This is a genomic window from Pseudomonas sp. PVC-5-1 (genome assembly GCF_057444345.1).
The window spans coordinates 5338628-5357105 of record NZ_CM172024.1 but is presented as its reverse complement, the minus strand read 5'-3'; the positions used below and the strand labels follow the sequence as shown (position 1 = coordinate 5357105).

At 62.1% G+C, this 18478-nt stretch carries 16 protein-coding genes; 6 read left to right on the top strand and 10 right to left on the bottom strand.

The annotated features are described in order from the left end of the window. Nucleotides 1–26 precede the first annotated feature (26 nt). Nucleotides 27–683 (bottom strand): transcriptional regulator BetI, encoded by a 657-nt coding sequence (betI, locus tag AC2T3R_RS24450; protein ID WP_003259891.1) that lies wholly within the window; start codon nucleotides 681–683, stop codon nucleotides 27–29. Nucleotides 684–1216: 533 nt separating this feature from the next. Here betI and AC2T3R_RS24445 point away from each other — a divergent pair. Next, on the top strand, nucleotides 1217–3163 hold the full coding sequence (locus tag AC2T3R_RS24445) for a BCCT family transporter (RefSeq protein ID WP_410951906.1): 1947 nt from the start codon (nucleotides 1217–1219) through the stop codon (nucleotides 3161–3163). Nucleotides 3164–3470: 307 nt separating this feature from the next. On the opposite strand, the gene AC2T3R_RS24440 is transcribed toward AC2T3R_RS24445, so the two are convergent. From AC2T3R_RS24440 to gpmI, 4 genes are all read right to left on the bottom strand, one after another. After that, the gene (locus tag AC2T3R_RS24440) at nucleotides 3471–4238 is read right to left on the bottom strand and encodes a divergent polysaccharide deacetylase family protein (RefSeq protein WP_410951904.1); all 768 of its coding nucleotides are present in this window, start codon (nucleotides 4236–4238) and stop codon (nucleotides 3471–3473) included. 8 nt (nucleotides 4239–4246) lie between these two features. Further along, nucleotides 4247–5563: a S41 family peptidase gene (locus AC2T3R_RS24435; protein ID WP_015272120.1), complete on the bottom strand. Its 1317-nt coding sequence runs from the start codon at nucleotides 5561–5563 to the stop codon at nucleotides 4247–4249. 78 nt (nucleotides 5564–5641) lie between these two features. Continuing rightward, entirely contained in the window at nucleotides 5642–6946 is a 1305-nt protein-coding gene (locus AC2T3R_RS24430; protein WP_015272119.1) for a murein hydrolase activator EnvC family protein, read from the bottom strand. A 240-nt stretch (nucleotides 6947–7186) separates the two neighbouring features. Beyond that, complete coding sequence (gpmI, locus tag AC2T3R_RS24425; RefSeq protein WP_024087846.1) at nucleotides 7187–8722, bottom strand: 2,3-bisphosphoglycerate-independent phosphoglycerate mutase; 1536 nt, start codon at nucleotides 8720–8722, stop codon at nucleotides 7187–7189. Nucleotides 8723–8928: 206 nt separating this feature from the next. On the opposite strand from gpmI, the gene AC2T3R_RS24420 reads away from it, so the two are divergent. The 3 genes from AC2T3R_RS24420 to secB are packed head-to-tail and all read left to right on the top strand — an operon-like array spanning nucleotide 8929 to nucleotide 10123. Beyond that, the gene (locus AC2T3R_RS24420) at nucleotides 8929–9342 is read left to right on the top strand and encodes a rhodanese-like domain-containing protein (RefSeq protein WP_003259887.1); all 414 of its coding nucleotides are present in this window, start codon (nucleotides 8929–8931) and stop codon (nucleotides 9340–9342) included. A gap of 1 nt (nucleotide 9343) precedes the next feature. Beyond that, complete coding sequence (gene grxC, locus AC2T3R_RS24415; RefSeq protein WP_003249204.1) at nucleotides 9344–9598, top strand: glutaredoxin 3; 255 nt, start codon at nucleotides 9344–9346, stop codon at nucleotides 9596–9598. A gap of 39 nt (nucleotides 9599–9637) precedes the next feature. Next, a complete protein-coding gene (secB, locus tag AC2T3R_RS24410) occupies nucleotides 9638–10123 on the top strand; it encodes a protein-export chaperone SecB (RefSeq protein ID WP_013974581.1) in 486 nt (161 codons plus the stop codon). A gap of 162 nt (nucleotides 10124–10285) precedes the next feature. On the opposite strand, the gene trmL is transcribed toward secB, so the two are convergent. Next, nucleotides 10286–10747, bottom strand: coding sequence for a tRNA (uridine(34)/cytosine(34)/5-carboxymethylaminomethyluridine(34)-2'-O)-methyltransferase TrmL (trmL, locus tag AC2T3R_RS24405; protein WP_013974580.1), 462 nt, complete (start codon nucleotides 10745–10747; stop codon nucleotides 10286–10288). Between trmL and AC2T3R_RS24400 the strand changes: the two genes are divergently transcribed. Continuing rightward, on the top strand, nucleotides 10746–11183 hold the full coding sequence (locus tag AC2T3R_RS24400) for a hypothetical protein (protein WP_015272117.1): 438 nt from the start codon (nucleotides 10746–10748) through the stop codon (nucleotides 11181–11183). The two genes, trmL and AC2T3R_RS24400, sit on opposite strands and share 2 nt — an antisense overlap. A gap of 440 nt (nucleotides 11184–11623) precedes the next feature. Here the strand turns inward: AC2T3R_RS24400 and ntrC are convergent, their stop codons facing one another. The 4 genes from ntrC to glnA all read right to left on the bottom strand — a co-directional run bounded on the left by ntrC (nucleotide 11624) and on the right by glnA (nucleotide 16439). After that, nucleotides 11624–13060 carry a nitrogen regulation protein NR(I) gene (gene ntrC / locus AC2T3R_RS24395; protein ID WP_013974578.1) on the bottom strand — a complete coding sequence of 479 codons (1437 nt, stop codon included), beginning with the start codon at nucleotides 13058–13060 and terminating at the stop codon, nucleotides 11624–11626. Next, the gene (gene glnL / locus AC2T3R_RS24390) at nucleotides 13057–14142 is read right to left on the bottom strand and encodes a nitrogen regulation protein NR(II) (RefSeq protein WP_013974577.1); all 1086 of its coding nucleotides are present in this window, start codon (nucleotides 14140–14142) and stop codon (nucleotides 13057–13059) included. The genes ntrC and glnL overlap by 4 nt, the downstream gene beginning before the upstream one ends. A gap of 272 nt (nucleotides 14143–14414) precedes the next feature. After that, nucleotides 14415–14858, bottom strand: coding sequence for a cupin domain-containing protein (locus AC2T3R_RS24385; protein ID WP_486744379.1), 444 nt, complete (start codon nucleotides 14856–14858; stop codon nucleotides 14415–14417). Between the two features lie 174 nt (nucleotides 14859–15032). Next, nucleotides 15033–16439, bottom strand: a complete 1407-nt coding sequence (gene glnA / locus AC2T3R_RS24380; RefSeq protein ID WP_015272115.1) for a type I glutamate--ammonia ligase — start codon at nucleotides 16437–16439, stop codon at nucleotides 15033–15035. 470 nt (nucleotides 16440–16909) lie between these two features. Between glnA and thiI the strand changes: the two genes are divergently transcribed. Then, nucleotides 16910–18364, top strand: coding sequence for a tRNA uracil 4-sulfurtransferase ThiI (gene thiI / locus AC2T3R_RS24375; RefSeq protein ID WP_013974574.1), 1455 nt, complete (start codon nucleotides 16910–16912; stop codon nucleotides 18362–18364). The last annotated feature ends 114 nt before the right edge of the window (nucleotides 18365–18478 follow it).

The window sequence follows — 18478 nt, the reverse complement described above, 5'->3', positions numbered from 1 at the left end:
GTGCAGTGTGTGGTTTGGCTTGCGCGTCACGCTCCTGCTGGGTTGGCAAGGGCCGTGCGCGGTTGTTCAGCGGCCTGGTCGTTTGTACCCAGGGTGTGCTGTTTAGCCAGTTGTAGATCCATGTATTCGTAAGCAATCCGTATCGCCTGGTCGGTGTCGAATGCATCACCCGACAGGGCGCCACGCAGCCACAAGCCGTCGATCAAAGCTGCCAGGCCGCGGGCTGCCTTGCGCGCATGGTAGAGCGGAAGCGCGCGGCGGAACTGGCAGCACAGGTTGGAATACAAGCGGTGGTCGTTGATCCGCTGCAACCTGTGCAAATCGGGCTGGTGCATGCTGGAAGCCCAGAAGGCCAACCAGGTTTTCATCGCCGGGCCGTTTACCTGGCTGGCATCGAAGTTGCCCTCGATGATCACTTTCAGGTGGGCGCGCGGGCTGTCGTCCGTCAGGGCCTGGCGACGTGCTCTAACACCTTCGTTGAGCATGTTCATGATGTAACCCATCGTCGCTGCTATCAGGCCGTTCTTGTCCCGAAAGTAGTGACTGATGATGCCGTTCGACACACCGGCCAAACGGGCAATCAGCGCAATGCTGGCGTCACCCAGTCCGACCTGATCGACCGCCTGCAACGTGGCTTCGATCAACTGCTGGCGGCGGATGGGTTGCATACCGACCTTGGGCATCTTGCGTTCTCCTCAGGCCTGCGAGCAGACGACGGGCGGCTGACTCGGCGAAGGCCAGTCTATTTTGTTTTGATTGAACGTTCAATCAATAAAGAATAAGCTCTGCGACAATTTGTGCCATTGACAGTTTTTAAGGCGGTCGAGAAGGCACGGATTGACACCCCAGGAAATCGCGTAACCCCCTGAATACAAGGCGTTGACGGGCATGAGCGATGCGAAATGCAGATTCTGCCGTGCGGTCATGGACCCTGCGGCGGGCCCTTGGAGCGGGCGGGGTGATCTGTGACCAATGCGCGCACCTCAGCTGAGGCGTGGCATTTGCAGCAGGCCACCTGTCTGTTTTTTGCAACGTATCGATTCGGGATCACGGTTTCCAAGGGTGCTTTTATAACACCTGATGCAGTGGGGATATTCCACCAATTGCTCGGGAAAGACTGATTAGCCTCCACAGCCGCACTGCCCGGAGCATTCGTGCAATGAGTTCTGCCTCACTTACCAACCCTCCGGCCGAGAGGGTACGGGTCAACCGCGTGGTGTTCTTCACCTCCGCGCTGATGATTCTCGTTTTGACTGCCTTGCTTATCGCTGTACCCGAAACCGCCGGCCAAGTGCTGGGCGTGGCCCAGAAATGGCTGACGCGCACCTTCGGCTGGTATTACATGCTGGTAATCGGCGGTTACCTGCTGTTCGTCATCTACCTGGCCTTCTCCGACTACGGCAAGCTCAAGCTTGGCGGCAAGGATGACCAGCCCGACTTCAGCTATGGCGCCTGGGCCGGCATGCTGTTCTCCTCCGGTATCGGCATTTCGCTGTTGTACTTCGGCGCCTCCGAGCCGCTGGACCACTACTTCAACCCACCGGAAGGCACTTCTGCCAGCCTCGACGCAGCGCGTCAGGGCCTGCAGCTGACCTTCCTGCACTGGGGTTTGCACGGCTGGGCGATCTACGCCCTGGTCGGCCTGGCCGTGGGTTACTTCGCCTACCGCCACAATCAGCCACTGGCCCTGCGCTCGGCGCTGTACCCGCTGGTCGGTGAGCGTTGGGTCAAGGGTGCTGCGGGCAATGCCGTGGACATCTTCGGCATGTTCGTAACCCTGCTGGGCCTGGTGACCAACCTGGGCATCGGCTCGATGCAGGTGGCCTCCGGGCTGGAATACCTGTTCGGCATGGACCACAGCAAGACCAACCTGCTGGTGGTGATCCTGGTCATGGCCGGCGTCGCCACCGTGGCGGCGGTCTCGGGTGTGGAAAACGGCATTCGCCGTCTGTCCAACCTCAACATCGTGCTGTTCAGCGGCTTGCTGATCTTCGTCCTGCTGGGCGGCGAAACCCTGCACTTGCTTAACGGCTTCGTGCAGAACATCGGTGACTACCTCAACGGCATCGTGCTGAAAACCTTCGACCTCTACGTATATGAAGGCGAAGCTGGCAAGTCCGAACGCTGGCTGGGCCTGTGGACCGTGTTCTACTGGGCCTGGTGGATTTCCTGGGGCCCGTTCGTCGGCATGTTCATTGCCCGTATCTCCAAGGGTCGCACCGTGCGCCAGCTGGTCTGCGGCGTGTTGCTGATCCCGTTGGGCTTCACCCTGGCCTGGCTGTCGATCTTCGGCAACACCGCGCTGGACCTGGTGATCAACCAAGGCGCCGTGGAACTGGGCAAGACCGCCCTTGAACAGCCGTCGATGTCGATCTACCAGCTGCTGGAATACTTCCCGGCGGCCAAGATCGTCATCGGTGTAGCGGTGTTCGTCGGCTTCGTGCTGTTCCTCACCCCGGCCGACTCCGGCGCGGTGATGATGGCCAACCTGTCGTGCAAAGGTGGCAAGGTCGACGAAGACGCCCCGCACTGGATGGTGGTGTTCTGGTCGGTGGTAATCACCCTGGTCACCATCGGCCTGCTGTTCGCCGGTAACTTCGAGGCCATGCAGACCATGGTCGTACTGGCTGGCCTGCCGTTCTCGGTGGTGCTGGTGCTGTTCATGTTCGGCCTGTACAAGGCCATGAAGCAGGACGTGGTGGTGGAGCAGGAGCGTGCCGAGCTGGCCGCGCGTGGCCGTCGTGGCTTCAGCGAGCGCCTGACCCAGCTTGAACTGCAGCCGACCCAGGCCGTTGTACAGCGCTTCATGGACAAGCAGGTCAGCCCGGCGCTGAAAGAAGCCGCCGCGCAGCTGCAAAGCTTGGGCTTCGAGGTGGAAACGCGCGTTGGCCAGTCCCGCAACATGATGGGCCTGCGGGTGATGATGGAAGAGGGCAACCCGTTCGTCTATGAAGTGAGCCTGGATGGCTACCTGGCCGCGCCGAGCGAAGCGCCGGTGGAAGGTGAGCCGGAAGTGCGCCAGCGCTTCTACCGCGCCGAGGTGTACCTGCACGATGGCAGCCAGGAGTACGACCTGATGGGCTTTGCGCCAGAGCAGATCGTGCGTGATGTACTGGACCAGTTTGAAAGCCATCGGCAGTTGCTGGGGCGTGTGTACAGCTGATCGCTGTTGAGGCAAAAGAAAACCCGCTCGCATGAGCGGGTTTTTTTTGACCTGGGGCCAATGTGGTCTCTGTGGGAGATTTCCCAGCCCTTTGGGTTGTGCTGTCGCACAGGGAACAATGTTCGCGAGCGTGTCACCGTCCCTTGTGGGAGCGGGCGTGTCGAGGCGTCGAACCGCCGCGAAGCAGACGACGCGGTGTATGGCACCGGCTTCGCCGGTGTTCGCGGGCACGCCCGCTCCCACAGGGTCCCTGCTAATTCAATGAGTTATGTGCAGTTCTATGAGAGCGGCCGGGTCGACAGCAATATCAGCGATTGCTGTAGCGGCCATTCCGGCCATGCCCCGGCATCGCCTGATTGCTGCGCACGGCGATCATCTGCTTGAGCCTGATCAGCTCGATGCCCTTGCTCCTTAACCATGGCAACTCCCGCTCCAGTACTTCCAGGGTCTGTGGATAAGGGTGCCCGATCAGCACCGCCGAGCCCTGCTTGTGCGCCAGGGCGATGCCCTGCTGCAACTGCCCGGTAATCGCTTCAGCGGTGCGCACATCATCGAGGAATACATCCCGAGAAACATGCGCCAGCCCCTGCGCCTGGGCTTCGGCCGCTGCCACGGTGGCGGCGCTGGTACGGCTGTCGACGAAGAACAGGTGACGTTGCTGCAGCTCACCCATCAACCAGGCCATGGGCTCACGCTGTGCTGTCATGCGGCTGCCCATGTGGTTGTTGATGCCGGCGGCATACGGAACCTTGGCCAGGGCTGCGTCAAAGCGTTTGGCCAGTTCATCGATCGGCGTGCCAGGGTGCCAGGCGTAAGGGCCGGTGGCTGGGTCCATGGGCATGTGCAGGATCACCGTCTTGCCAGCCTTGTGCGCCTGGCGGGCAAAGTCGGTGGCATGCGGGGTGTCGGGCATGATCGCCATGGTCACAGGGCCGGGCAGGGCCAAGGTCCGGCTGTCGCGTTCGCTGCTCTGGCCGAGGTCGTCGATGATGATGCTCATGTAGGCCTTGCCGGCTGGCGCCGCTTGTGCGACCCCAGCCATCAGGCAGAACAGCAGACACAGCAGATAACGCATGGAGTGGATCAGTCGCCCTTGGTGATGTTCAGGCCTTTGAGCAGGCTCAGAGCCTGGCTCAGCTGGAAGTCGTCATCCTGCGGGCGCTCCTTGCGCTTGCCGCTGCCGGTCGGGCGGTCGGCACCGCCGTTGCCGTTGCCCAGGTGGCCCTGCAGGTCGGCTTCCTTGAAGTTGTCGGTGTCGGCTTCGGCGGTGAGCTTGGCCGGGCGCACTTCGATATCGGGGACGATGCCCTGGGCCTGGATCGAGCGGCCGTTGGGGGTGAAGTACAGCGCGGTGGTGAGCTTCAGCGCACGATCGTTGGCCAGTGGCAGCACGGTCTGCACCGAGCCTTTGCCGAAGCTGTCGGTGCCCATCAGCACGGCGCGTTTCTGGTCTTGCAGGGCGCCGGCGACAATTTCCGAGGCCGAGGCACTGCCGCCGTTGATCAGCACCACCAGTGGCACGCCGTCGCTGGCGTCGGCCGGGTCGGCAGAGAAGCGCAGCTCGGAGTTGGCGATACGGCCCTTGGTGTAGACGATCAGGCCCTTGGTCAGGAAGTGGTCGGCCACTTCCACCGCCGACTGCAGCACGCCGCCCGGGTTGTTGCGCAGGTCCAGCACCACGCCGCGCAGCTTCTTGCCGTTGTCCTTGCGCAGTTTGGCCAGGGCCTTGCCTACTTCGTCGCCGGTCTTGACCTGGAACTGGGTAATGCGGATGTAGCCGTAGTCGTTCTCCAGCAGCTGGCTCTTCACGCTCTTGACCTGGATGACCGCGCGGGCCAGGGTCACGTCGAAGGGGGTGCCGCCGTCACGCACCAAGGTCAGGGTGATTTTCTCGCCCACCTTGCCACGCATCTTGTCGACCGCTTCGGTCATGGTCTGGCCACGGGTCGGGGCGCCGTTGATCTTGACGATCAGGTCGCCGGCCTGCACGCCGGCACGCGAGGCCGGGGTGTCGTCGATCGGCGAGACCACCTTGATGAAGCCGTCTTCCTGGCCTACTTCGATGCCCAGCCCGCCGAACTCGCCGCTGGTGCTTTCCTGCAGTTCCTGGAAGTCCTCGGGGCCGAGGTAAGCCGAGTGCGGGTCGAGGTTGCTGAGCATGCCCTTGATGGCATTTTCCAGCAGGGTCTTGTCGTCCACCGGTTCCACATAGGCCGCCTTGATACGGTCCATGACCTCGGCGAAGGTGCGCAGCTCTTCAAGCGGCAGTGGCGCCTTGGCGGTCACCTCGGTGGCCGGTACTGCAGCCGGCTTGGCCGGTTCCGCGGCAGTGGCCAGGGGCGCGCCGACCGCCAGGGCGATGGACAGGGCCAGCTGGGTGAGACGAGGCGAGTGCAGCATGTCGAACGAACTCCTGATCCTGTAAGCGCTCCCTGGGGAGCATCGGCGCAGCCCGTGGGCTACCCCGTAGAAATTTGACTAGCCCCGGCACCACTGCGAAGGGTCGGTAGGCCGGCCCTGCTGGCGGATGGCGAAGTACAAGCCGGCAGCGTCCTGGCCGCCGCTGTCGCCAACGGTGGAAATGGCCTCGCCGGCCTTGACGATATCACCGGCGCTCTTGAGCAGGCTCTGGTTATGGCCGTACAGGCTCAGGTAACCGTTGCCATGGTCGAGAATGACCAGAAGCCCGGCACCGCGCAACCAGTCGGCGAACACCACGCGCCCGCCGTGCACGGCACGTACCTGGGTGCCCGGGTTGGCGCTGATCATCACCCCGTCCCACTTGGCACGGGCATCGCTGCCGCGGGCATCACCGAAACGTGCCAGCAATCGACCATTGACTGGCCAGGGAAGTTTTCCCCGTGCGGCAGAAAATGCGCCGCCGTAGTTCGCGCCGTCGCTGGAAACCAGCGGGCCCAGGGTGGTGCGGGCCTTTTTCGGTGGCTCCACCGGTTCGCGGGCCTGTTCGCGAGCGGCAGCGGCAGCGAGGGCTTCCTGCTGGCGGCGCTTTTCCGCTTCCTGCTGGGCCAGCAAGGCCTTCTTGCGCGCTTCTTCGGCCTCGCGGGCCTGGCGGGCGAGGGTTTCTTCGATGGTCTTGAGTACCTTGGACAGGTCGGCCTGATCCTGCTCGCGCGATTGCAGCTTCTGGTCGCGGTCCTTCATGTCGCTGTTGAGCTTGGCCAGCACCTGCTGGCGCTTGCCACGCTCGGTTTCCAGGGCCTGGCGGCGGCTGTCGAGGTCGGCGCGCTGGGCCAGCAGCTGTTGCTGCTGGGTAGCGATTTCCTGTTCGACGTTGGCCAGTTGGCGCAGGGTCTCGTTGAAGGTGCGCAGTTGCTCCAGGCGCGCCTTGCTCAGGTAGTCGTAGTAGGTGAGGGTGCGGGCAAACTTCTCGGGGTTCTGCTGGTTGAGCAGCAGCTTGAGGTATTCCTCGCGGCCGTTCTGGTAGGCCGAACGGGCCTGGATGGCGATCAGTCGCTGTTGTTCAACGCGGGCGCTCTGGAGTTTTTTTTTCTCGGTATCAAGGCGCTCCAGCTCGCCCTCGGTCTTTTTTAGTTCTTGCTGCAGGGCCTCCACCTGCTTTTCGAGGTTGCCGATATCGGTCTCGGTGGCTTTGAGGTCCTTTTGCACACCGGCCTTTTCTTCCTGGAGCTTGCCCAGCGTCTTCTTGAGCTCGGCAATGTCCTGGCGGGTGGCGTCCAGTTGCTGCTGGGTCTGCGCACGCTCATCGGCAAAGGCCGGGCTGAGCAGGCAAGACAGGGCTAGGAGGATCAGGGCGCGAAGCATGGGGTTTGGCGTACCAAGGATGGAGACTGGCCTAGTATGCCCGCGCGGGCGGGCAAAAAAAACGCCTCGCTGCGGGTGCAGAGGGGCGTTTGTCTGGAATTCATGTGCAAAGGGGCTGCTTTGCAGCCCAATCGCCGGCAAGCCAGCTCCCACAGGATCACCACAGGCCTTGAAACTGTGCAGTACTTGTGGGAGCTGGCTTGCCGGCGATTGGGCCGCGACGCGGCCCCATACTCAGAATCAGGCGTCGACCAGAATCGAGGTGCCGGTCATTTCAACCGGCTTTTCCAGCCCCAGCAGCTTCAGCATGGTCGGCGCCACATCGGCTAGCACACCGCCGTCACGCACCTTGACGTTGCGCTTGCCCACATAGATGAACGGTACCGGCTCGGTGGTATGCGCGGTGTGCGCCTGGCCGGTGCACTCGTCTTCCATTTGCTCGACGTTGCCATGGTCGGCGGTGATCAGCGCTTCGCCGCCGACCTTGTCCAGAGCTTCGACGATGCGCCCGACGCAGCCATCCAAGGCCTCGACGGCTTTCACCGCAGCCTCGAACACGCCGGTATGGCCGACCATGTCACCGTTGGCGTAGTTGACCACGATCACGTCATAACGCTGCTGCTCGATGGCCTCGACGATGCGGTCGGTAACTTCCGGTGCGCTCATTTCCGGCTGCAGGTCGTAGGTGGCGACCTTCGGTGACGGGATCAGGATGCGTTCTTCGCCTTCGAACGGCTCTTCGCGGCCACCGGAGAAGAAGAAGGTGACGTGGGCGTACTTCTCGGTCTCGGCGATGCGCAGCTGGGTCTTGCCGTTTTTCGCCAGGTACTCGCCCAGCACGTTGTTCAGGCTGGCCGGGGCGAAGGCGGCGGGGGCCGGGATTTTTGCCGAGTACTGGGTCAGGCCGATGTAGGCGGCCAGTTTTGGCAGGCGGGCACGCGGAAATTCGTTGAAGTCGGCTTCGACGAACACGCGCGACAGTTCGCGGGCGCGGTCGGCGCGGAAGTTCATGAAGATCACCGCGTCGCCGTCTTCGACCTTGACTGCTTCACCAATGCGCGTGGCCTTGACGAACTCGTCGCTCTCGTCGCGGGCGTAGGCCGCTTCCAGGCCGGCCAAGGCGGTGTCGGCGGTGTATTCGGCAGCGCTGTCGACGATCAGGTTGTAGGCGGCGCTGACGCGGTCCCAGCGGTTGTCGCGGTCCATGGCGTAGTAGCGACCGATCAGGCTGGCGATGCGGCCCTTGCCCAGCTTGGCGAAGGTGGCGTCGAGCAGCTCGATGGACGACTGCGCGCTGCGTGGTGGCGTGTCGCGACCATCGAGGAAGGCGTGCAGGTAGATCTTTTCCGCACCGCGCTGCGCAGCCAGTTCGGCCATGGCTACCAGGTGGTCCTGGTGGCTGTGTACGCCGCCGTCCGACAGCAGGCCGAGGATGTGCACGGCCTTGCCGGCACTGGCTGCCTTGTCCACGGCACCGGTCAGAACCAGGTTCTCGAAGAACTCGCCGTCGCGGATGGCCTTGGTCACTCGGGTGAAGTCCTGGTACACCACGCGGCCGGCGCCGAGGTTCATGTGACCGACTTCGGAGTTGCCCATCTGCCCGTCCGGCAGGCCGACATCCATGCCCGAGCCGGAAATGAGGCCATGCGGCTGGCTGGCGCGCAGGCGGTCATAGACCGGTGTGTTGGCGGCGTAGATGGCGTTGTATTCGGGGCTTTCGCTGTGGCCGAAGCCATCCAGGATGATCAGGACCAGGGGTTTGGGCGTACTCGTCATCAATCAAACTCACGGTTGTTCAAAGATGATAAAGACACGCATTTTAGGGCAAATGCGCCACCGGCGGCGAATATTCGTCCTGTTCCCTGACCAGCGTGGCCAATGTGGCAACATGAAGGTACCTTTCCGGCCGGCCCGTCGGGCTTTGGTGGCAATAAGGGCCTGTGTATACTGGCCGGCATTTTCAATCGCGTGGAACACCCCAGATGGTTGCTAACCTGATTCAATTTGCGACAAACCACTACATCCTGGTGGCGATCTTCGTTGTTTTGCTGGTCGCGCTGCTGGTCAACGAAATTCGTCGCGGCGGCCAGAGCCTGAGCAACGGCCAGCTGACTGCCCTGGTCAATGCCGAGAAAGCCCTGGTCATCGACATTCGCCCGACCAAGGAATACTCCGCCGGTCACATCGTCGGTGCGGTGAACATCCCGCAGGACAAGCTGGTCAACCGCATGAGCGAGCTGGACAAGCACAAAGAGAAGACCCTGATCGTCGTCGACTCGATGGGCCAGCAGTCCGGCACCATCTGCCGCGAGCTGCTCAAGGCTGGTTACAACGCCGCCAAACTGAGCGGTGGCGTTTCCAGCTGGAAAGCCGATAACCTGCCCCTGGTGAAGTGATATGAAGCCCGTCATCGTCTATTCCAGCGACTACTGCCCCTACTGCATGCGCGCCAAGTACCTGCTCGAGAGCAAGGGCGTGGCCTTCGAGGAAATCAAGGTCGACGGCAAGCCACAGGTTCGTGCCGAGATGAGCCAGAAGGCCGGCCGTACATCTGTGCCGCAGATCTGGATCGGCAGCACCCACGTCGGTGGATGCGATGACCTTTATGCCTTGGAGCGCGCCGGCAAGCTCGACGCGCTGCTGGCGGCCTGATTTGCACTGCATTCAAAAACATTAGGATAAGGATCTGCCATGACTGACCAACAGACCAACGGCGCTGCTGCAGAAGACAACAGCCCTCAGTTCTCCATGCAGCGCATCTATGTGCGCGACCTGTCGTTCGAAGCCCCGAAAAGCCCGCAGATCTTCCGCCAGACCTGGGAGCCGAGCGTTGCCCTGGACCTGAACACCAAGCAGAAAGCCCTGGAAGGCGACTTCCACGAGGTGGTACTGACCCTGTCGGTTACCGTCAAGAACGGTGACGAAGTGGCCTTCATCGCTGAAGTGCAGCAGGCCGGTATCTTCCTGATCAAGAACCTGGACGCGGCTTCGATGAGCCACACCCTGGGTGCGTTCTGCCCGAACATCCTCTTCCCGTACGCCCGCGAGACCCTGGACAGCCTGGTGACCCGCGGTTCGTTCCCGGCCCTGATGCTGTCGCCGGTCAACTTCGACGCCCTGTACGCGCAAGAAATGCAGCGCATGCAGGAAGCCGGCGAAGCGCCAACTGTGCAGTAATAGCTGCATTTGAAAAAGGGCGACTTCGGTCGCCTTTTTTGTTGGCCTGTTCCGGCCCTATCGCCGGCAAGCCAGCTCCCACAGGTACTGCACAGGTTTCAAGGCTGGTGCGGTCCCTGTGGGAGCTGGCTTGCCGGCCATAGGGCCAGTGCAGGCAGCGCATCAACTGCCGGCAAACCCATTCTGCCGCCACGCCTCATACACCGTCACAGCCACGGTATTGGACAGATTCAGGCTGCGGCACCCCGGCCGCATCGGCAGGCGCAGGCGTTGTTCGGCCGGCAGGCTGTCCAGTACTTCGGCCGGCAGGCCGCGGCTTTCTGGCCCGAACAGGAAGGCATCACCCGGCTGGTAAGCCACTTCGTGGAACGGGTGCGAGCCCTTGGTGGTGAAGGCGAACAGCCGTGGGTTGCCCAGGCTTTCCAGGCATCCGGCCAGGCTCTCGTGGCGCTTGAGCGTGGCATACTCGTGGTAATCCAGCCCCGCGCGCCGCAGGCGCTTGTCGTCCAGTTCGAAGCTGATGGGCTCGATCAGGTGCAGGTCGCAGCCGCTGTTGGCGCAGAGGCGAATGATGTTGCCGGTATTCGGCGGAATTTCTGGTTGAAAAAGGATGACGTGAAACATGCACGGCTCCAAGCGTGAAGATGACGGGCATTCTACCCCCGAACCGGACGTGCGTTCGAAGGCGTTCCCGCGGGTGATGCTGTCGCTGGCGATCGTCGGCTTGATGGTAGGGTTGATGATCGGCCGCCTGACTACACCCGACGAGCGCGAGTTGCAGCAGGTGGAGGTGGTGCAGGATGGCCTGGAGCTGTGGTTCAACGAAGAGCCTCAGCTGCATGGCGAGAATGTGGACGGTACCGTAGCACTGTTGTTCCAGGCCCAAGGCAAGGCCCGGCAAGGGCAACTGAGCCTGCAGGGCAAGCCTGTGAGTTGGCGGGTGCAGAATAGCAAGGAAGGGCTGTTGCTGACGGTGGTGGCCGCGCGCCCCCTGCACGGCGAGTGGGCCGGTGCAGAGGACGCTGGGCGCTGGCGGTTGCAGGTGAAACTGCACGAATAAAAGAGGGGATATCCCGGCCTGCCTGTACCAGGGTCCCCGAAAGGGGTACTGCGTATAAAGGGGGGATGGCCCGGCCTGCCTGTACCGAGGTCCCCAAAACTGGCGATGTTGCGAATAAAAGAGGGGTTCACCCGGCCTGCCTGTACCAGGGCCCCCGAAACTGGATATGTATTGTTTATTGCAGGGGGCGTGCCAGTTTTGAAAAGCCCGTGAATCTGGGCTTTCAGGGTGAATTGGCCGTTTTTTGAGGGGATTTGTGCCTTAGTGAGGTGCATCGGGCACAGGATCGGTGCATCGAAGGGCTGAAATGTTTGGGGCCGCTTTGCGGCCCATCGCGACACAAGGCCGCTCCTACAGGGGATCGCATTCTCCTGTAGGAGCGGCCTTGTGTCGCGATGGGCTGCGCAGCAGCCCCAGAGAACTATGGGTTTACCTGGAACTCAGTGCTCGTCACCTTCCTCATCATCGCCACCCGCCACATTCATCCCCAGCTCCTTGATCTTGCGCGTCAGGGTATTGCGCCCCCAACCCAGCAACAGTGCCGCATCGCGCCGACGGCCAGCGGTGTGCTTGAGCGCCGTCTCGATCATGATCCGCTCGAAGCTCGGCACTGCGCTGTCCAGCAGGCTGGTCTGCCCACGCGCCAACGCCTGGTCGGCCCACTGGCGCAGGGCCTGCTCCCAGTTGGTTACCGGTGCGGCGTCTTGTGGCAGGTTCAACAGCTCCGGCGGCAGGTCGCCGATCAGCACTTCGCGGCTGGAGGCCATCACGGTGATCCAGCGGCAGGTGTTCTCCATCTGCCGTACGTTGCCCGGCCACGGCAGATTGCGAATGAATTCCTCGGTTTCCGGCTTGAGGATCTTCGGTTCGACCGCCAGTTCCTGGGCGGCGCGGGCGAGGAAGTGGCGGGCGAGGGCAGGGATATCTTCGCGGCGGTCGGCCAGCCGCGGAATGTGGATGCGGATCACGTTCAGGCGGTGGAACAAGTCCTCGCGGAACTTGCCGGCCTGCACCAGCGACTCCAGGTTCTGGTGAGTGGCGGCGATGATGCGCACATCGACCTTGACCGGTACGTGGCCGCCCACGCGATAGAACTCGCCATCGGCCAGCACTCGCAGCAGGCGGGTCTGGGTGTCGGCGGGCATGTCGCCGATCTCGTCGAGGAACAGGGTGCCGCCGTCGGCCTGCTCGAAGCGCCCTCGGCGCAGGTTGGCGGCGCCGGTGAAGGCGCCCTTTTCATGGCCGAACAGCTCGGACTCCATCAGGTCCTTGGGGATGGCTGCCATGTTCAGGGCGATGAACGGTGAGGCCGCACGCGGGCTGTGGCGGTGCAGGGCGTGGGCCACCAGCTCCTTGCCGGTACCGGACTCACCGTTGATCAGCACGGTGATGTTGGAGTGGCTGAGGCGGCCGATGGCGCGGAACACCTCCTGCATTGCCGGTGCTTCACCGATGATTTCCGGGGTGCGCGCCAGGCTCTGCGGCACATCCAGCCCTTGTTGCTCCTGGGCGTGCTGGTTAGCGCGCTTGACCAGCGAGACCGCCTCGTCCACGTCGAATGGCTTGGGCAGGTACTCGAATGCACCGCCCTGGTACGACGCAACGGCGCTGTCCAGGTCGGAGTGGGCGGTCATGATGATGACCGGCAGGCGCGGGTGCTGCTCACGGATCTGTGCCAGCAGGTCGAGGCCGCTGGTGCCCGGCATGCGGATGTCGGAAATGATCACGTCAGGTTGCTGGCGTGCCAGGCGGCCCATGACGCCATCGGCGCTATCGAAGCTCTGGGTGGTCATGCCTTCCTGTTGCAGGGCTTTTTCCAGGACCCAGCGGATGGAGCGATCATCGTCGACGATCCATACGGTTTCACTTCGGCTCATGAGGCGGTGGCTCCTTGTTCCAGGGGCAGGTAGATCGAGAATGCGGTGTGGCCTGCATGGCTTTCACACTCGATCAGGCCCTGGTGCTGGCTGATGATGTTCTGGGTAATGGCCAGGCCCAGCCCGGTACCGTCCGGGCGACCGCTGACCATGGGATAGAAAAGGGTGTCCTGCAGTTCCGGCGGGATGCCCGGGCCGTTGTCGATGATCTCCACCCTCGCCACAAGGCGATGGCGCACATGGCCGATGGTGAACTGGCGCAGGGCACGGCTGCGCAGGGTGATGCGGCCCAGGCGCAGTTCGTTCTGCGAACTGATCGCCTGCATGGCATTGCGCACGATGTTGAGCACCGCCTGGATCATCTGCTCGCGGTCGACCAATACGTCAGGCAGGCTGGGGTCATAATCGCGCACCAAAGTGATGCAACCCTGGCTTTCGGCCTCGACCAGGCTGCAGACCCGCTCAAGCACTTCGTGGATGTTGGTCATGGCCAGCGACGGCAGCTTGTTCGAGCCGAGCATGCGGTCGACCAGGTTACGCAGGCGATCGGCTTCCTCGATGATCACGTTGGTGTAGTCGCGCAGGCCTTCTTCAGGCAGCTCGCGGGCCAGCAGCTGAGCTGCGCCGCGAATGCCGCCGAGGGGGTTCTTGATTTCATGGGCCAGGCCGCGTACCAGCATCTTTGTGGTTTCCTGCTTGCTCAGCTGGGCCTCTTCCTTGGTGATGCGCAGCAGCCGGTCGCGCGGGTGCACCTCGAGCAGCAGCAGGGTCTGGCCCTGGTGCAGGATCGGCGTAACCGCGTAGTCGACGGTGATGGTCTGCCCGGTCAGCGAGGTGAGCTGCGCTTCGCGCTTGGTGAACGGATGCGCCTGCTCGACCGCCTGGCGCAGCGAGCTGAGCGCTTCGGTCGACTCGGTGAACAGCTCGCTGATGAACTGCCCATGGCTGCGCTGGCCACTCACTGCCAGAAGCATTTCCGCGGCCGGGTTCATGTACTCCAGGCGCAGCTCGGCGTTGAGCAGCAGCGTGGCGGTGGTCAGGTTGTCCAGAAGTAGACGGTGCTGGGCATCGCTGATGGTCATAGGGCGTCGTCGACCTCTTTTGGCGCGTGTCGGGCATGGGCGCGGCCATGGTCGGGCGCGCGGTGGATCCGCTGATTCCAGTCTTTGGGCAAAAAATGCAAGAACCAAACCAAGGCTCCGAAAAGAAGCGGAATTTGCCGATAAAGCCCTGGAAACGGGAAAATTCGCACCAGAATGAACTGATTAAACGGTTCATGTGATCGCTTTTGGGGTGCATTCGGGGGCGTTAGTCCACAGCGCGCACCAATATGGAGCATAGGTGGTTTCAGGGTTTATCGCACAGTTGGCGGGCATTCGGCTTCTGGCGTTGAAAACGCAAGGTCTTCATTGCTTGCGTGGAACACCATGACAGTGGCGGGCTGCCCAGTGGTGTGCCCGCGGTGCACTTCCCCTTGAAGTTCGGCCAGCGTCTGGCCTGCAACCAGGCTTGTCCGCTTGCCGTCGCGGGTTTCCACCTCGAGTCGTCCCTCGGTCAGATAGCCTAGATTGAGCGCCTGGTGACAGTGCCAGCCAAGGGTGGTGTGGGCGGGAATGCTGACTTTCACAAGCGACAGCACTGGTCGTCCTTCGGGGTAATCGAGATAGGGAGTACCGTCCCAACTGCCGGTGGCGCGGTGAAGCACCTGTGACGTTGCCTGGCCTAGCGCGGTGCCATTGCTGGCGCAGCCGGTGAGGAGGGCGGATACGGTAATCATTGCAGGTAGAAGTTTGCGCATGGCGTGACGTCCTTTGACTGAAGGGACGCCTACCCTGCGTGCTGAGGGGGGCGGCGAAATGTCAGCGGCATCTGCCGGTTCTGTATGAAATCGAGGACGCAGCCACGGAAACGAAAACGGCCTCCCGAAGGAGGCCGTTCGTGATCATGTCATCGGCGCGAGGCGCCGATCAGATCAGCAGCTGTAGTACAGCTCGTATTCCAGCGGGTGAACGAAGGTGCGGACCTTGATTTCTTCTTCGCTCTTCAGCTCGATGAAGGCATCGATGAAGTCGTCGGAGAACACGCCGCCCTTGGTCAGGAACGCACGGCCCTTGTCCAGCTCTTCCAGAGCTTCCTTCAGGCTGCCGCAAACCTGCGGAATGTCCTTGGCCTCTTCAGGCGGCAGGTCGTACAGGTTCTTGTCGGCAGCATCGCCTGGGTGGATCTTGTTCTGGATACCGTCCAGGCCGGCCATCAGCAGGGCCGCGAAGGCCAGGTATGGGTTGGCCGATGGGTCCGGGAAGCGAGCTTCGATACGGCGGGCTTTCGGGCTGCCGACGTAAGGAATACGGATCGAGGCGGAACGGTTGCGAGCCGAGTAGGCCAGCATTACCGGGGCTTCGAAGCCTGGGACCAGACGCTTGTAGGAGTTGGTCGACGGGTTGGTGAAGCCGTTCAGGGCCTTACCGTGCTTGATGATACCGCCGATGAAGTACAGGGCGGTGTCGGACAGGCCGGCATAGCCTTCACCCGAGAAGGTGTTCTTGCCGTCTTTCCAGATCGACATGTGCACGTGCATGCCCGAGCCGTTGTCGCCGTACAGTGGCTTCGGCATGAAGGTAGCGGTGCGGCCGTAGGCGTCGGCAACGTTGTGCACGACGTACTTCAGCGCCTGTACTTCGTCAGCCTTCTTCACCAGGGTGTTGAACTTGACGCCGATTTCGTTCTGGCCGGCAGTCGCCACTTCGTGGTGGTGAACTTCGACGGTCTGGCCCATTTCTTCCAGTGCGTTGCACATGGCAGTACGGATTTCGTGGTCGTGGTCGAACGGCGGAACCGGGAAGTAGCCGCCCTTCACGCCTGGACGGTGGCCTTTGTTGCCGCCTTCCACGTCAGCGCCGGTCATCCACGAGCCTTGCTCGGAGAAGATCTTGAACATCGAGCCGGAGATGTCCGACTGGAACTTCACTTCGTCGAAAATGAAGAACTCTGGCTCCGGGCCTGCGAATACGGTGTCACCGATGCCGGTGCTCTTCAGGTACTCTTCGGCGCGCTTGGCAATGGCGCGAGGGTCACGATCGTAGCCCTGCATGCTCGACGGGTCGACGATGTCGCAGGTGATGATCAGGGTCGGCTCTTCGGTGAACGGGTCCAGTACGGCAGTTTCGTCGACCGGCATCAGGATCATGTCGGAGGCTTCGATGCCTTTCCAGCCAGCGATGGAGGAACCGTCGAACATCTTGCCGACTTCGAAGAAGTCGTCTTCCAGTGCATCACGCGCCGGCATGGTCACGTGGTGCTGAGTGCCTTTGGTGTCCGTGAAACGCAGATCAATCCACTTGACGTCATGATCTTTGATGAGTTGAACCGACTTCGACATGTTGTCCTCCGGATGGTCTAGAGCGCGGTGGGCCGCTGCCCTGGAAAAAGGGTGTTGCCGGGCGCGGATAGTCGGCCAAGCTTACCTGCCTCACAAGGGAGCAAATTGCATGCCAGTGCCCGAAAATGGCGAGGGCGGGATAAAAGGGGGCGTTTGCGGGCATCTGGGGGTGGGTTGCTGGGGAAAAGTGCACTCTTAAGATGCGAATTTTGGTAGCAGTGCACCAATAGTGTGCATTGCTTGAGTTATGTGCTTTCTTTGAGGGCCTCATCGCTGGCAAGCCAGCTCCCACAGGTAGGGCGCAGGTCTTGAGAACTGTGGATAGCCTGTGGGAGCTGGCTTGCCGGCGATGAGGCCGGTGCAGGCAATATAAATCCGACCTTCTGTACAAAAGTTGGTCAAATCCTGAGCAATTTCCGCTATAATTCGCGCCCCTCATTTTCGGCAGGCCCTGCGCGCGCTGTTAACCAATGAAACTTATCGTCAAAGTCTTCCCAGAAATCACCATCAAGAGCCGGCCGGTGCGCAAGCGCTTCATCCGCCAGCTCGGCAAGAACATCCGCAACGTGCTCAAGGACCTCGATCCTGAGCTCGTGGTCGATGGTGTCTGGGACAATCTCGAAGTGGTCACCCGCGTCGAAGACGAAAAGGTCCAGCGCGAGATGATCGAGCGCCTCACCTGCACCCCGGGTATCACCCACTTCCTGCAGGTAGAGGAATACCCGCTCGGCGACTTCGATGACATCGTCGCCAAGTGCAAGCAGCACTTCGGCCATCTGCTGGCCGGCAAGCACTTCGCCGTGCGCTGCAAGCGCGGTGGTCACCACGACTTCACCTCGATGGACGTCGACCGTTACGTCGGCAGCCAGCTGCGCCAGCAGTGCGGCGCCGCCGGCATCGAGCTGAAGAACCCGGAAGTCCTGGTGCGCATCGAAATCCGCGACCAGCGCCTGTACGTGATCCATAACCAGCACCAGGGCATCGGCGGCTACCCGCTGGGCGCCCTGGAGCAGACACTGGTACTGATGTCCGGTGGCTTCGACTCCACCGTGGCGGCTTATCAGATGATGCGCCGCGGCCTGATGACCCACTTCTGCTTCTTCAACCTCGGTGGCCGTGCCCACGAGCTGGGCGTGATGGAAGTGGCTCACTACCTGTGGAAGAAGTTCGGCAGCAGCCAGCGCGTGCTGTTCATCAGCGTGCCGTTCGAGGAAGTGGTCGGCGAGATTCTGAACAAGGTCGACAACAGCTACATGGGTGTGACGCTGAAGCGCATGATGCTGCGTGGTGCCGCGCACATGGCCGACCGCCTGGAGATCGATGCCCTGGTCACCGGCGAAGCGATTTCCCAGGTGTCCAGCCAGACCTTGCCGAACCTGTCGATCATCGACTCGGCCACCGACAAGCTGGTGCTGCGCCCCCTGCTGGCCAGCCACAAGCAGGACATCATCGACCAGGCCTACGCGATCGGCACTGCCGACTTCGCCAAGCACATGCCAGAATACTGCGGCGTGATCTCGGTAAACCCGACCACCCACGCCAAGCGCCACCGCATGGAGCATGAAGAGAAGCAGTTCGACATGGCCGTGCTGGAGCGCGCCCTGGAACGCGCCCGGTTGATCTCCATCGACCATGTGATCGACGAACTGGGCAAGGACATCGAAATCGAGGAAGTGACCGAGGCGCTGCCCGGCCAGATCGTCATCGACATTCGTCACCCCGATGCCCAGGAAGACGAACCTCTGGTGCTGGACGGTATCGAAGTCCAGGCCATGCCGTTCTATGCCATCAACAGCAAGTTCAAGCAGCTGGATGCCAACCGCCAGTACTTGCTGTATTGCGACAAAGGTGTGATGAGCCGTCTGCACGCACACCACCTGCTCAGTGAGGGACATGCCAATGTGCGTGTTTATCGTCCGGCATAAGACGCCAGGGCTGTATGGCGGCAGCATCCGCCATCGCCCTCCCGACCACCGGGCCCGCTGAGCCTCAAACCATACATATTCGCCGCCTACACTGGCGGCAACCGAATCCTCTGA